Below are 14,125 nucleotides of genomic sequence, written 5' to 3'. Positions count from 1 at the left end.
TCACGGCCGGCAAGGGAGGAGAGACACTATGGATAAACCTTTCGGCGTACCGGACATGGGACCGGTTAACATGGAGATGCTGCGCGAAGCGCTGCGCAGGGCCTGGGTTGATTTCCGGCGCGCGCCTGTCTTCGGCTTGTTATTCGCCGGTTTCTATGTTGTGGCCGGATGGGCGATCGCTTGGGTTACGGTGAAGACCGGAACCTCATACTGGTTGGTACTCGCTGCCATCGGTTTCCCTCTGCTGGGGCCGTTTGCGGCAGTGGGAATGTATGAGGTGTCTCACCGGCTGGAGCAGGGCGAACCTTTGGATTTCGGCTCGATCTTTGGTGTTGTCGTACAGCAGGGGCGGCGTCAGTTGCCTTCCATCTGCGCAATCATCGTGGTGATGTTTTTGTTCTGGTTCTTTCTGGGCCATATGATATTTGCCCTGTTCATGGGGCTTTCGACCATGACCAATGTCTCGACCTCGATGGAGGTGTATTTTACGGCCAACGGGTTGACGATGCTGGCCGTGGGAACCGCCGTGGGCGCGGTGTTCGCGACGATCCTGTATATGATCACCGTACTTTCGATCCCGATGCTGCTGGACCGTGAGCTGGACTTCGTGACCGCTATGATCTCCAGCTTCGCCTATGTTCGTGATCATCTGGGCGTGATGCTGGTTTGGGGCGCGTTTATCGCGATCCTTACTTTCGTGGCTATGATCCCCTGGTTTCTGGGCTTGCTAATTGTGTTGCCACTGCTTGGGCATGCAAGCTGGCACCTGTACCGGCAGATCACTCAGGCATCGAACGAAAGCGCGGGGTAGTTCAACCCACGGCTTGCGGAACAGGGTGTTCCGAACGGCGTGCGGTGCGCGCTGCTGCGAGTATTGCCGAAGGGTTCTCGCCCAGATGGCGCAACAGGATCCGGCGCATCGTTGTTGCGCTGGCAGTGGTTTTCGACAGGCAGATCGCAACCCCGCGCCAGCGGTCCGAGTTTTCGTCCGATCCGCGCGTTACCAGATAAATCCGGCTGTTTTGCGATTCCCGGCTGGACATCAGGATATAGATCTGCCGCCCGGCGCAGGCGGCAATCCCCTGAACTTCGCGATCAATTGGGGTGGCTCCGGGCATTCCGGGGCGCGGCTCGTATCCGCGCACCAGCGTGCACTGCGGCAAGCGGCGTGCGTGAAACAACCTATGCCGTGATGGCCGCGTGTCATCCAATTCGGTTTCGGTGGCATAATAGAACCCGGCTGGAAACAGGCTCTCGGTCAGTGTTGTCGGACCAGAGCCCAGAAAGTCGGTCAGAGCCGAGGCCGCAGGGTGCGTAGGCAGGCGGTCGATCTCGTCCAGTGGACGCAGCAGAATACGCGCATCGACCTCAAAAAAACGGCAGATTCGGTCCAACACGTCCGGCCGGGGAAAGCTCTCACCACCCAGATATCGGTTGAACTGCGTGCGGTTGATGCCAAGTTGCCGGCAAAGCTCGGATATCGAAGTATATTGCCGCGCAAGACGCCTGAGATTGGCGCCGAACATTTTGCGCAATTCGTCCGGGTTACGGATGTCTTCGGTCATAGGCGTCCCAGGTTCTCACGACTTGTTTTCTAATACGCTGTGCATTCGACCTCCAGGCCGCCACTACGTAGAAAAATCGTACAGATAAACTAAACGGGCGCATCCCATCGCCACGTTACCCTCTGAGGCTAACGTTGATTGCCATAAACGCAATAGGCTATATTTTATTTTGCGTGATCTTTTCGGGCTTTTTGCACGGTGAACAGTCACAGTGAAAAATTCGGAAAATGGCTTGGCTTGGTAAGCCGGATTTCCCCACCCTGTTTCGATTTGTTGACAGGGTGGGGAATAATTTACTCGCCGCGAAGCAGGGCCGCGACGCCGGTGCGGGCCACTTCGACCAGTCCCAACGGGCGCATTAGATCGGCAAAAGCGTCGATCTTGTCCGGAGCGCCCGTGATTTCAAAGATAAACGAGTTCAGCGTGCTGTCGACAACGTTGGCGCGGAAGATATCGGCAAGGCGCAGGGCTTCGACCCGCTTATCGCCGGCACCGACAACTTTGATGATGGCCAATTCGCGTTCAACGGCGGGGCCTTCGACGGTCAGGTCGTGGACCTCATGGACCGGGACGATTCGACCCAGCTGAGCTTTGATCTGCTCGATGACCTGCGGGGTGCCTGCGGTGACGATGGTGATGCGGCTGAGGTGGCCAGTGTGGTCCACCTCGGCCACGGTCAGGCTCTCGATGTTGTAGCCCCGGCCCGAAAACAACCCGATCACGCGGGCCAGTACACCCGGTTCGTTTTCGACCAGAACCGCAATTGTGTGACGTTCCTGCACGTCCGAGAAGGTAGGCCGTAGGTTATAGGCCGAATGGCGGGTGGAGCCCTTGGTGATTTTGAGCGGTGTCATCAGTGATCCTCGATTACATCTTGGGGAGGGGGCGTCGCGATCGCGCGTTTGAATACCGCAAACAGGCAAACCGCAAATCCAGCAACCATGACCGGGGTAACGATCAGGCGAATTGGGCCATTGTTCATAAGCTCTGGCGACAGCGTCGCCGGGCCAATCCCCAGCCACATCAAAAACAACAGGCCCACACCCCAATGTCGCTTCGAAACAACCCCCGAGCGCATTAAAAACAAGGCGGCAGGTGCCAACAATGCTGTTTCGTAGAACCAGAAATAGGCGCTGGACATGCAAATCGCCATAACCAAGGTCGCGGCCCGCAGATCAAACCCCACATTTGGGCTGCGCCAAGCAATAAACACGGCCAGTGCTGACAGACCCGTCACCACCCATTGCACATTCATTGCAATGGGTTCCGGGATCCCCAGCCCTATCAGCGCGCTATAGGTGCTTGCCATCAGCCCCGTGTCTGCCATGTCAAGCCGAAGGCTGTCATAGTGAAGCTCGATATTGGCGGTCAGGGCGGACCAGTATTCCACGCCATAAATCAACGTCCCAATACCTGCGATAACAAGAGTTGTTGCTGTGGCGGCGATGATCGTACGCCAGGCACCGCTGGCCAGCAAAGCAAAGGGGATCATAATGCCAAGTTGTGGTTTCAGCGTCAGAATGCCAATCACGATGCCGGCCAGAATTGGTTGGTTCCGCTGATGTGCTGCCAGTGCCACCAAAAGTCCGGCGGCCCAGATCAAGCTGGTTTGGCCGGACAGCAGGGACGGCAGATAGGCCGGCGCGAGCCCAAAGCTAAGCCAGACCGGCGTTATCCCCGCTGCAAATGGCCGGATCGCAATAAGTATGGCCAGAACAGACAGGCAGTTAAAAACGATCCAGGCTGGGAAATACGACAGTGCCCCCAGCGGCGACAAAAGCGCCAGGAAGCTGGGCGGGTAGAGCCAGCGCATTCCTAATTCTTCTTCAAAGCCGTGAACCGCGATCAGATTGCGTTCGTCGAAGGCATCCAGTGGCGACCCCTCAAGCGCAAGCCGGGCGGCGGCCCAGAACACGCGAAAGTCGTTTTGGGCCACGAGTTCGCCAGCGGCCGTGACTTCGAGATAGTTGCGGATGATGAAGAGCGTACAAAATATGAGCACAAGTGCAGGCACGAGGATCCCGGCCTGCCAACTGCGCCGACCGGAAAATGCCGCCAGCCGTCGACGCACATCATCGGAACTTCCGAGGTCTTGACTCTCTGCCTGTTTCATTTTTCTCCGTAAAGCCAACTGTTTGTGTTGCAAAGTAATACTAATGAGCCAAAGTTCATTATACTAACACTGAACCTTTGGAGTCGATCACGCCCTGCGTTTCGGCCTCGCCCAGCAGCATTTCGTTATGCGCCTTGCCTGATGGGATCATGGGGAAGCAATTCTCGTGCTTTTCAACCAGGCAGTCAAAGATCACCGGACCGTCATAGTTGATCATCTCCATGATCGCGTCATCCAGATCGGCGGGGTCGGAACACAGGATACCCTTGGCGCCAAACGCCTCGGCGAGCTTGACGAAATCGGGCAGGGCCTCGGACCAGGAATGCGAATACCGCTCGCCGTGCAGCAATTCCTGCCACTGGCGCACCATGCCCAGACGTTCGTTGTTCAGGATGAACTGTTTTACGGGCAGGCGGTACTGAACCGCGGTGCCCATTTCCTGCATGTTCATCAACCACGAGGCCTCACCAGCCACGTTGATCACCAGCGCATCCGGATGCGCCATCTGCACGCCGATCGAGGCCGGAGTGCCGTATCCCATCGTGCCCAGGCCACCCGAAGTCATCCAGCGGTTGGGGTCTTCGAAGCCAAGGTATTGCGCGGCCCACATCTGGTGCTGGCCGACCTCGGTGGTGATATAGCGGTCGTGGTTTTTGGTCAGCTCTTCAAGACGTTGCAGCGCGTATTGCGGTTTGATGGTCTTCTCGCTGTTGGTGTAAGCGAGGCAATTGACCTTACGCCAATCGCTGATCTGCGCCTGCCACTGCTTGACGGCCGCGGCATCGGTCTTGCGACCGCGTGCTTTCCAGACCTTGAGGATATCCTCAAGCACGTGGCCTACGTCGCCAACAATCGGGATATCAACGCGGATCACCTTGTTGATCGACGAAGGATCAATGTCGATATGCGCCTTTTTCGAGTTCGGCGAGAAGGCATCGATCCGTCCGGTGATCCGGTCGTCGAACCGCGCACCAATGTTGATCATCAGGTCGCAGTCGTGCATCGCGAGGTTTGCTTCATAAAGACCGTGCATCCCCAACATACCCAACCAGTTCTCACCCGATGCCGGATAAGCACCCAGGCCCATCAGAGTCGAAGTGATCGGGAACCCGGTCGCATCAACCAGTTCGCGCAGCAACTGGCTGGCCGCAGGGCCAGAGTTGATGACGCCGCCACCGGTGTAGAAGACGGGTTTTTTCGCTGTCTCTATGGCTGCGACCAGTTCGGTGATCTCCTCCAGATCGCCTTTCAGAACCGGCTGGTAATGCGAGGTCGACGGTTTAGGTGCGTTGTAGTCGCCCGAGGCAAACTGAACGTCCTTTGGAATATCGATCAGCACCGGACCGGGGCGGCCCGAGGTGGCGACGTGGAACGCTTCGTGCAGCGTGTCGGCCAGCGAGTCCGTGTCTTTCACCAACCAGTTATGCTTGGTGCAGGGGCGGGTGATGCCAACGGTGTCGGCCTCTTGGAACGCGTCCGAGCCGATCATGAATGTCGGAACCTGCCCGGTCAAAACGACGATTGGGATCGAGTCCAGCAATGCATCCGTCAGACCGGTCACCGCATTGGTGGCTCCGGGGCCAGATGTCACCAGCGCAACGCCGGGCTTGCCTGTCGACCGCGCATAACCTTCGGCGGCGTGGATCGCGCCCTGTTCATGCCGCACCAGAATGTGACGGATGTCGTTTTGCAGAAAGATCTCATCATAGATGGGTAGCACGGCGCCACCGGGGTATCCGAATACCGTGTCCACGCCCTGATCCTTGAGGGCCTGAACCACCATCTTTGCGCCGGTCATCTCACGTGTCATCTGCTTTGCTCCGTTCGCGACATGTGTCTTGCGTTTTGCCAAAAAAAAGCCCCCGAGATTTTCGGAGGCGCATGGGTTCGATTATGGTTTACCGTTACCGGCCCATGCGCGTGGTTCCTACGATTACGACTAGCGTTTTCATCGCCAGAGGCTCCTTTTTTGCGTGGAGGGACATTATGAGCGGTGCGACGGGGCGTCAACAGGCAATCGTACCAATTTTGTAACCCGAAGGGCCGATTTTGCGACATTTTATTGCGCAGATTGCCGCAGGTCGGGAATTTCCGCCAATTGCGCCCGATCGAAGGGCTGAGAATCTGAATTTGAACTGGTCAGTTTGCGTCAGGACGATGTCTTAAACTGACATGAGGGCCTCTGGCGGCTGAGGCACGCTGATCCCATAGGTTGCGTTCACGGAGGTGGTTGATGTTGGCGGATTTGGTGGATCTTGGTCGGTACCCCATCGATTGCCCGGGATCGCGGGCGTATGACCAGATGATTACGGATTTGCGGCGGGAACTGGATGAGGACGGGTGCGCAGTTCTGCCGGGGTTTGTCCATGAGGCCGGGCTTGAGGTTTTGGTTGAGGAGGCCGACGCCGCCGCGCCGCAAGCGCACCGGTCCTTCAACAGGACAAACGCCTATTTCACCAAGGATGACCCGAGTTTCGGGATCGGCCACCCGATACGCCGCTTCTACGACCGCTCAAACGCATTTGTTCCGGCGGATAACTTTCCCCGAACCGGCCCGCTGCGTCGCATCTATGAGTTCGAGGGCTTTATGCCGTTTATACGGGATGCTTTGAATGAGACCGAGGACCGTTTCTTTCGATATGACGATCCGCTGGCCGATGTGATCATCAACGTGGTGGAAGAGGGGCAGGGGTTTCCATGGCACTTCGACACGAACAACTACACCGTCACATTGGCCATTCAAAACGGAGAAACCGGGGGCACCTTTGAATATGTCCCGAACCTTAGAACCGCCGAGGACGAGAATTTCAGGGAAGTGGCGACCATTCTGGACGGAGACATGACGCGCGTTCGTGAACTGGAGTTGCAGCCGGGCGACCTGCAGATCTTCAAGGGGCGCTACGCGCTACACAGGGTGGCTCCGGTGGAGGGTACGCGCAGTCGCTATGTCGGAATTTTCTCGTTTGTCGAGGCCGAAGGGATGTGCGGCAGCGTTGAACGCACGCAGCAACTCTATGGGCGGGTTTTACCGCGTCATCATGAACGTGAAGGGCTGAGAAAGGATCAGTTGCTGGATTAAGATGTGATAGGCTGCGGCCATATTGTTTGAAAACCGGAGGTTCTGGTGCCAGATATTTTGCAGCTTACGCCTTTTGTTCTGTGTTCTTCCTTACAAAAGCAGATTGATTTTTATTGTGACCGTCTGGGGTTTTCCTGCGGGTTCCGGCAGGACAATTACGCATTCCTGTCTTTGGGCACTGTGGCCATCCGGCTGTTGGAATGCCCGCCCCGCGATGATGGTTTGCCGTTGGGGGATGATCAATCGTTTTACATCGATGTGGATGGGATCGACGAACTGTATGAAAGCCTGGGTCCAAGGTTGGCAGACCTGCCCAAAGGTCGTGTTCGTCCGCCGTTCGACCAGCCTTACCAACAGCGCGAGTTTCATGTCATCGATGAGGATGGAACACTGGTGTTTTTTGGTCAGGACATCCGCCCGAGAGGATAGGCCCTCCCGCCCGTTGGCGATGCGCCTGCGGCACATCTCCGCCGGTTGGGCCGGGCAGCGCGTGCCGCGCTGCGGGTGCGCCTAGAAGCCGGGGCTGGTGCCCTGCAGCACTCCGTGTTCAAGCGCATAGCGGGTCAGACCAGCGGTGGATGAAATTCCCAGCTTGCGTTTGATGTTCTTGCGGTGGGTCTCAACCGTTCTTACGGAAATATCGAGCGCGATAGCGACCTCTTTGTTCGATTTGCCCTGTGCCAATTCCAGCAGGATCGTTTGTTCGCGACCTGTCAGCGCTTCGCGTGCGCTGTCTTTCTTGGGTTCCAGCGATCCGCTTGCCCCGGTGCACAGGTATTGCTCGTCGCGCATCACCGCGTCGATGGCCTGTTTGATCTCATCGGTTGGGACATCTTTCAGCACATAGCCTTTGGCACCATGGCTGAGCGCGGTCGAGATATATTCAGGGCTGTCATGCATCGACAGGATCAGGATTCTGGTGTCGGGCAGGCGCTCAAGGATCAATTCGGTCGCGCTGAGGCCACCCAGGCCGGGCATGTTAAGGTCCATCAGGATGACATCGGGGGACAGATCGGCGGCCTGATCGACAGCCTCCTGACCGGTGCCGAGCGTGCCGACCACCTCAATTTCATCATAGCTTTCAAGGATCGATTGAATCCCCTCGGCCACCATCGGGTGATCGTCTACGATGAGAACTCGGATTGTCATGTACCGGCCTTTCGGTTCGGAGAGGACTCTTCCTGCGGCGGAAGTAGGTGACTGAGCGGCAGGCTGGCCTCGATCACAGTACCACCATGCGGGCCGCGTGATGACAGAATGCGCAGGGAGCCGTCAAGCTGTTCGATGCGTTCCTGCATATTGCGCAACCCGATCCCTGTGCTGGCCTGATCCTGTCCGTTGGGTAAACCGCGACCGTTATCGGTGATGCGCATGGTTGCACCTTTCTTGTGGCCTCGCAGGTCGATATTAACATGGGTTGCGCCAGAGTGGCGCTCGATGTTTGTCAGGGCCTCTTGCGCGATGCGGTAGAGGGCGATCTTGCTGTCCTGATCCAGACGGTTTCGAAACACCACCGTCGTGAACTCGGTCTCGATCCCGGTGCGTTCGCGGAAATCGTCTGTTAGCGTTTTCAGGGCAGGGCCGAGGCCCAAATCGTCCAGAACGCCGGGGCGGAGGTCACGACTGATACGGCGGACCTCGGCGATGGCGGTGCCGAGGTGCTCGATGCCTTTGTCCAGTGGGGCGCGGGCACTGTCGTCGTCGCCGCGATCCAGCCGTCGCCGTGTGTTGTCCAGCGCGTAGCGCACGCCCACGAGGATCTGGCTGATCCCGTCATGCAACTCGCGTGCAACACGACCTCGCTCTTCCTCTTGTGCGTCGAACACCCGCTGGGTCAGTTCCTTTAACTTGGCATCCGCCAACCGCCGTTCGCGGACATTCAGCAACATGCCCGAGGCAAAAACGATCAGCACGGCGGCCAGAACGATACCCCCGATATACATGAATGTGCGCTGTACGCGGGCTTCAACCTCGGCGCGGGCGTTAGCAACGGTAGCCGAGATGTCGTCGATGAACACGCCGGTGCCGACGGCCCATTGCCAGTCCTGCAAACCGACGACATAGGCGATCATCTGCGCCTCTTCCCCAGTCGAGGGTTTTTGCCACATGAAACTGTGCCACCCGGCGCCTTGCCGGGCGAGGCTGATGAATTCGTCCACGACAGGCGTGCCGTCGCTGTCCGTCAGGCCTTCCCAGTTGCGGTTGATGAACTGGGTCTGGCGCGGGCTAACCAGATTGTTGCCGTCATAGTCATAGACGAAAAAGAACCCGTCTTTTCCGTAGATCATGGCCGACAGGATTTGCGTCACGAGGTTCTTTGCAATCGCGTCGTCCGGGGACGCACGCCCATAGATATAGGCAAACCCATTCCGCGCCTGCGTGACGTAGTTTTTCAATTCCTCTTTCTTGGCCTCGATCAGACGACGTTCCAACGCCTGAATCTCACGTTCAGCTGTGGCGCGGGATTCATGGGTGACCAGCACTGCAATTGCCGCCACCGCCACGACCAGAGGAATGGCAGCAACCAGCGACAGTTTCTGGCCGTACGTCAGTGAAATCAGGTTCCGAAATCCCCTCATGGTCGAATCGATACGCAAGAGTGCGGTAAAATGCAAAAATTTTGGACATTCTGGTGCAGATGCAGCCTGAGATGCGCTGCGCTGACGAGATTTCCAACGGAAATGACTCATTACGCTTTCAAAAACCCGCCCCTCTACGTAGTTATTGGTATTCACATTCAAAATCCGCTGATTAAGCTGGCGCTCATTGACAACGACCGCGCCCGGACCATGTCCGGGTTTTGAATATGTAGGGGAGGAACACTCATATGGATCGTCGTTCATTTCTGAAAACATCTGCTCTGGGCGGCTCGGCAGCTGCAGCCACCACGCTGGCGGCTCCGGCTTATGCGCAGGGCAAGCGCACGCTGACCATGGTGACCTCGTGGGGTCGTGGCCTGGCCGGTGTTTTCGACAGCGCGCAGCGTTGCGCCGACAGCATCACCGCAATGTCGGATGGCAACCTGACCGTTGACATCAAGGCCGCCGGCGAACTGGTTGGCGCGTTTGAGGTTTTTGACGCCGTATCGTCGGGTCAGGCCGACATGTATCACGCGGCCGACTACTACTTTGTCGGTCAGCACCCGGGCTATGCCTTCTTCACTGCCGTTCCCTTCGGCATGACCGCGCAGGAAATGGTCAACTGGTACTACCAGGATGGCGGCATGGAGCTGCATGACGAGCTGGGCCAGATCTTTGGCCTGAAGTCGTTCCTGGCCGGTAACACTGGCGCGCAGGCGGGCGGCTGGTACTCGAAAGAGATCAACAGCCCCGATGACTTCAACGGCCTGAAGTTCCGCATGCCGGGTCTGGGCGGTAAAGCTCTGGGTAAACTGGGCGCATCGGTTCAGAACATTCCGGGCTCGGAAGTGTATCAGGCGCTGTCCTCGGGCGCGATTGACGGCACCGAGTGGATCGGTCCGTGGGCGGACGAAAAGGCTGGTTTCCAGGAAATCACCAAGGTTTACTACACCGCCGGTTTCCACGAGCCGAACGCGGGTCTGTCGCTGGCGACCAACCGCGACGTGTTTGACAGCCTGACACCTGCTCAGCAGAAGATCATCGAAATCGCCGCAGGTGAAGCGCACCAGTGGAACCTGGCGCAATTCCTGGCCAACAACGGCGCCGCGCTGCAGCGTTTGCAGTCGGGTGGCGTTAAGGTCATGGAATTCCCGGACAGCGTCTGGGACGCCTTCGGTGCGGCCAGCCAGGAAGTTCTGGACGAGAACATGAGCGACGAGCTGTTCAAGAAGATCCACGACAGCGCAGTGGCATCCTCGACGTCGTCGGCTGGGTGGCAGGACCTGTCATCGGGTGTCTACACCACGCAGCGTAACCGCGTACGCGGCTAATCGCAGAAACTATGCTAGACTGGTTTCCCCGCAATAGTGGGGAAACCTTTCCCGTTGCACATGCGCGGTTCGGACAAAGCCGCAAATAACAGCAGTGCAACCGATACGACCTGGGGACAACATGCAGGACGATAACGGTATCTCGTTCTTCGGCGCCCTGTGGAACGGACTTGTGTGGTTCGTTCAGAACATTGCCGAAGCCTTCTATAATTTCGGATACGCCATCACGCATCCGCAACTCTGGCTGAACTGGTCGGACAAAGAAGCCATCATGCGCTTTGTCTATTACGGCGGATCGGTCGAGTTCTTCTTTGTGGTTTTCACCCTGTTTCTGGTGCTAACTGCCATCGGGCTGTATTACCGCAGCTTCATGTGGGGGATGGTGCGCGTCCTTGAGGGGTTCGCCAACACGACCGGGCGCTTCTTTGCCTGGGCGGGCCTGCTAATGGTGATCCAGCAAATCGTTATCGTCTTCATGCAGCGGGTGTTTGCGCGGCCGGACATGTCTTTTGGTCTGGGCATCCCGTTCAGTCAGGACATCAGCTGGTACGCGGAAGAGCTAAAGCTGTACAATGCGATGGTTGTCTGCCTGTGCTGCACCTACACCTTCGTTCAAGGCGGCCACGTGCGGGTCGACTTGGTCTATGCCGGGATCAGTCACCGGGCCAAGCGCGTCGTCGATATGCTGGGATCGTTGTTGTTCATGATGCCCATCGCCGTGCTGACATGGATGTATGGCTGGTATTTCATGTGGCGCCACCTGATCGTGCCGAAACCCTCGGCCAGTGACGCGCTGGATCGGTTGGTGATGAAATCGCGCGCCCTGCGCTGGAACGTGGAGACCATCGGGTTCAGTCCCAACGGGTTCAACGCCTACTTCCTGTTCAAAATCCTGCTGATCTGCTTTGCGGCCATGGTGTTCCTGCACGCGATTGCCTTCCTGTACCGGTCGTATCTGGAATACGTGGAAGGACCGGACAGCATTGGAAAATACCTCGACAAGGACACCCTTGGCGAGGGCGAAGAAGCCTACGAAGGCGCACATTAGGGACGGAGACCCAGACTATGTTATTCGGACTTGATGGCGTCGAGATAGGCCTCATTATCGTATTCTTCTGCCTTTTCGGAGGCATCCTTTCCGGCTTCCCGGTGGCCTTTGCCATCGGTGGCGCCGGTATCATTTCCTTCGGGATTATCGCCGCACTGGACAGTGCCGGGCTGCTGATCCATCAGGCGATTGATACCGGGTCACAAGCCTATCGGGATCTGGTCAATTCAGGGGTCAAACCTGACACTGTGTCCACGTTCCGATACCCGGACTTGCCCAGGATCGCCGAGCCGGTCTTTGTACAGGGCTGGGAAACCGCGCTGGACCGCAACGTCTCGTTCATCGTGAACCGTATCAATGAGCGTGTTCTGGCTGGCCAATCCATCGAAACCCTGCTGGCCGTGCTGATGTTCGTATTGATGGGCATCACGCTGGAACGTTCCAAGATCGCCAATGATCTGCTGACCACGATGGCGCGCGTCTTTGGCCCGCTGCCCGGTGGTTTGGCGGTGTCGATTGTGGTAGTGGGCGCGTTCTTGGCGGCCTCGACCGGGATTGTGGGCGCGACCGTTGTGACCATGGGATTGCTGGCGCTGCCGACCATGCTGCGAAACAACTATTCGCCGGAACTGGCGACCGGTGTGATCGCGGCCTCGGGCACGCTAGGGCAGATCATCCCGCCCTCGATCGTGATCGTTCTGCTGGGGACGCTTGCAGGCGATCTGTATTCGACCGCGCAGGAAACCCGCGCGGTTGAGGCCGGATGTACCGACGCGCTGACCTATCTGGGTGAGCCTGCGGTGGTCTCGGTCGGCACGCTGTTTCAGGCGGCGCTGCTGCCGGGGATTATGCTGGCATTGCTCTATGCGCTGTATGCCTTTGGCTATGCGTTGCTGAACCCCGAAAAAGCTCCGGCGGTCGAGATGTCGGGCGGCAGTGGTGAGCCGATCACCCGCGCCGAAGGTCTGACCTGGCTGCTGGGTGCGCCGGTTGCGCTGATCGTGGGTGCGGTCATGCTGGGCAGTGCGGGTGTGATTGGTAGCCAGAACATTAACGTGTCCGCCTTCTCGGATATTGGTGCCGGCGCCTCGTTGCGCACCAACGTGTCTGCAGAGTGCAAAGCGTCGATGATCGAATTGCATGGTCAGTCCGCGTGGGATCAGGCCGTAGCCGAGCAAGAGGCCATCGACGCTGCTGGTGGAACTGCCGCGTCCACGCGCCTGAGTGAGGAAGAGTTGGCCGCAGCACAAGAAGCCAAGATTGCGGCGGCTGCTCCGATCGGCAATGGTGTTGCGGTGGTCGTAGTGCTGCTGGGTCTGACGTTGCTGATGGGGCGTGGTATCGCACCGTCGAAATCGCCACAGCCACTTATCCTTGGGACAATCGGCCTGTTGCTGATGTTGCTGGTGGATTTGGTATTGATCGCGCCGACAACTTCGTCAGGGGCCACGTTCCTGTTGCTGGCGCTGCCGTTTGCGTTGGCTATCTATGGGGCCAAAGAGGCGGCGATACGGTGTTCGAGCAACGATCTGATCCGGGTGGTCTTCCCACCGCTGGTCCTGATCATCGCAGTGCTTGGTTCGATCCTTGGTGGGGTTACCAACCCAACACCGGCGGCGGCGCTAGGGGCAGGCGGAGCGATCATGCTGGCGGCGTATCGCAAGCTGCAGGATCAGGAACGTTCGGGCAAGGTGATCATCTGGTCGACCTTTGCCGTCATCATCTGTCTGGTGCTGGGTGTGAACTTTGACCTGCGCGTCAATCAGGGCAACGTCTCGGTCGAGACCTGGATCGCCTTTATTCTGTCCTATGCAGCGTATCTGTATGCGTTGTTCGGCCTGATCTACGCCTGCTGGGTTCTGTTCTCCAGCGGGGTTCTGACCCCGGTGGTGCGCGAGACGGCCAAGGTGACCTCGATGGTGTTTACCATTCTGATCGGCTCGCAGCTGTTGAACCTGGTGGTGATCTCGTTCGGTGGTGAGCACTATATCCAGCAGTTCCTCAAGAGCTTTGACAATGAGTTCACTGTCTTTCTGATCGTGATGCTGGTGCTGTTCATTCTTGGGTTCGTGCTGGATTTCCTCGAGATCATCTACATCGTGATCCCCATCGTAGGCCCGGTGATCTATGGCGGGTCGTTCGATCCAAAATGGGTGACGATCATGGTGGCGGTGAACCTGCAGACCTCGTTCCTGACGCCACCGTTTGGGTTCGCGCTGTTCTACTTGCGTGGGGTCGCGCCGAAAGAGGTCACGACAGGACATATCTATCGCGGCATCGTACCCTTTGTGATCATTCAGGTCGTGGGGATTGCGATCCTGTGGTTCTTCCCGTCGATCGTGACCATTGTGCCGGATCTGATCCCGAACTGATATCTTGCTGTAATCCAATGGAAAAGGGGGCCTTTTGG

General features: G+C 57.8%; 12 protein-coding genes. 6 read left to right on the top strand and 6 right to left on the bottom strand.

The window, feature by feature from the left end:
• Positions 1–28: 28 nt before the first annotated feature.
• Positions 29–811: a DUF2189 domain-containing protein gene (locus tag ACR0ER_RS10470; RefSeq protein ID WP_480768865.1), complete on the top strand. Its 783-nt coding sequence runs from the start codon at positions 29–31 to the stop codon at positions 809–811.
• Between the two features lies 1 nt (position 812).
• Here the strand turns inward: ACR0ER_RS10470 and ACR0ER_RS10465 are convergent, their stop codons facing one another.
• From ACR0ER_RS10465 to ACR0ER_RS10450, 4 genes are all read right to left on the bottom strand, one after another.
• Positions 813–1,565, bottom strand: coding sequence for a helix-turn-helix domain-containing protein (locus ACR0ER_RS10465; protein ID WP_480768864.1), 753 nt, complete (start codon positions 1,563–1,565; stop codon positions 813–815).
• A gap of 293 nt (positions 1,566–1,858) precedes the next feature.
• Complete coding sequence (ilvN, locus tag ACR0ER_RS10460) at positions 1,859–2,419, bottom strand: acetolactate synthase small subunit (protein WP_170329132.1); 561 nt, start codon at positions 2,417–2,419, stop codon at positions 1,859–1,861.
• Positions 2,419–3,678, bottom strand: a complete 1,260-nt coding sequence (locus ACR0ER_RS10455; protein ID WP_480768863.1) for a glycosyltransferase family 87 protein — start codon at positions 3,676–3,678, stop codon at positions 2,419–2,421. The genes ilvN and ACR0ER_RS10455 overlap by 1 nt, the downstream gene beginning before the upstream one ends.
• A 58-nt stretch (positions 3,679–3,736) precedes the next feature.
• The gene (locus ACR0ER_RS10450; RefSeq protein ID WP_480768862.1) at positions 3,737–5,488 is read right to left on the bottom strand and encodes an acetolactate synthase 3 large subunit; all 1,752 of its coding nucleotides are present in this window, start codon (positions 5,486–5,488) and stop codon (positions 3,737–3,739) included.
• A 423-nt stretch (positions 5,489–5,911) separates the two neighbouring features.
• On the opposite strand from ACR0ER_RS10450, the gene ACR0ER_RS10445 reads away from it, so the two are divergent.
• Complete coding sequence (locus ACR0ER_RS10445; RefSeq protein ID WP_480768861.1) at positions 5,912–6,757, top strand: HalD/BesD family halogenase; 846 nt, start codon at positions 5,912–5,914, stop codon at positions 6,755–6,757.
• Positions 6,758–6,802: 45 nt separating this feature from the next.
• A complete protein-coding gene (locus ACR0ER_RS10440) occupies positions 6,803–7,186 on the top strand; it encodes a bleomycin resistance protein (protein ID WP_480768860.1) in 384 nt (127 codons plus the stop codon).
• Between the two features lie 81 nt (positions 7,187–7,267).
• Here ACR0ER_RS10440 and ACR0ER_RS10435 read toward each other — a convergent pair whose 3' ends face one another.
• Both ACR0ER_RS10435 and ACR0ER_RS10430 read right to left on the bottom strand, forming a co-directional pair.
• The gene (locus ACR0ER_RS10435) at positions 7,268–7,906 is read right to left on the bottom strand and encodes a response regulator transcription factor (RefSeq protein WP_480768859.1); all 639 of its coding nucleotides are present in this window, start codon (positions 7,904–7,906) and stop codon (positions 7,268–7,270) included.
• On the bottom strand, positions 7,903–9,336 hold the full coding sequence (locus tag ACR0ER_RS10430; RefSeq protein WP_480768858.1) for a cache domain-containing protein: 1,434 nt from the start codon (positions 9,334–9,336) through the stop codon (positions 7,903–7,905). The genes ACR0ER_RS10435 and ACR0ER_RS10430 overlap by 4 nt, the downstream gene beginning before the upstream one ends.
• Positions 9,337–9,584: 248 nt before the next feature.
• On the opposite strand from ACR0ER_RS10430, the gene ACR0ER_RS10425 reads away from it, so the two are divergent.
• The 3 genes from ACR0ER_RS10425 (at position 9,585) to ACR0ER_RS10415 (ending at position 14,087) form a co-directional block, all read left to right on the top strand.
• Positions 9,585–10,667: a TRAP transporter substrate-binding protein gene (locus ACR0ER_RS10425; protein WP_170329115.1), complete on the top strand. Its 1,083-nt coding sequence runs from the start codon at positions 9,585–9,587 to the stop codon at positions 10,665–10,667.
• Between the two features lie 121 nt (positions 10,668–10,788).
• Positions 10,789–11,715, top strand: a complete 927-nt coding sequence (locus ACR0ER_RS10420) for a TRAP transporter small permease subunit (protein ID WP_480768857.1) — start codon at positions 10,789–10,791, stop codon at positions 11,713–11,715.
• A 17-nt stretch (positions 11,716–11,732) separates the two neighbouring features.
• Positions 11,733–14,087 carry a TRAP transporter large permease subunit gene (locus tag ACR0ER_RS10415; protein WP_480768856.1) on the top strand — a complete coding sequence of 785 codons (2,355 nt, stop codon included), beginning with the start codon at positions 11,733–11,735 and terminating at the stop codon, positions 14,085–14,087.
• Positions 14,088–14,125 lie beyond the last annotated feature (38 nt).

The sequence above is a fragment of the Ruegeria sp. CH8 genome, from assembly GCF_056536985.1.
The sequence above is the reverse complement of the archived record's forward strand: the minus strand, read 5'-3'. Positions and strand labels throughout refer to the sequence as shown.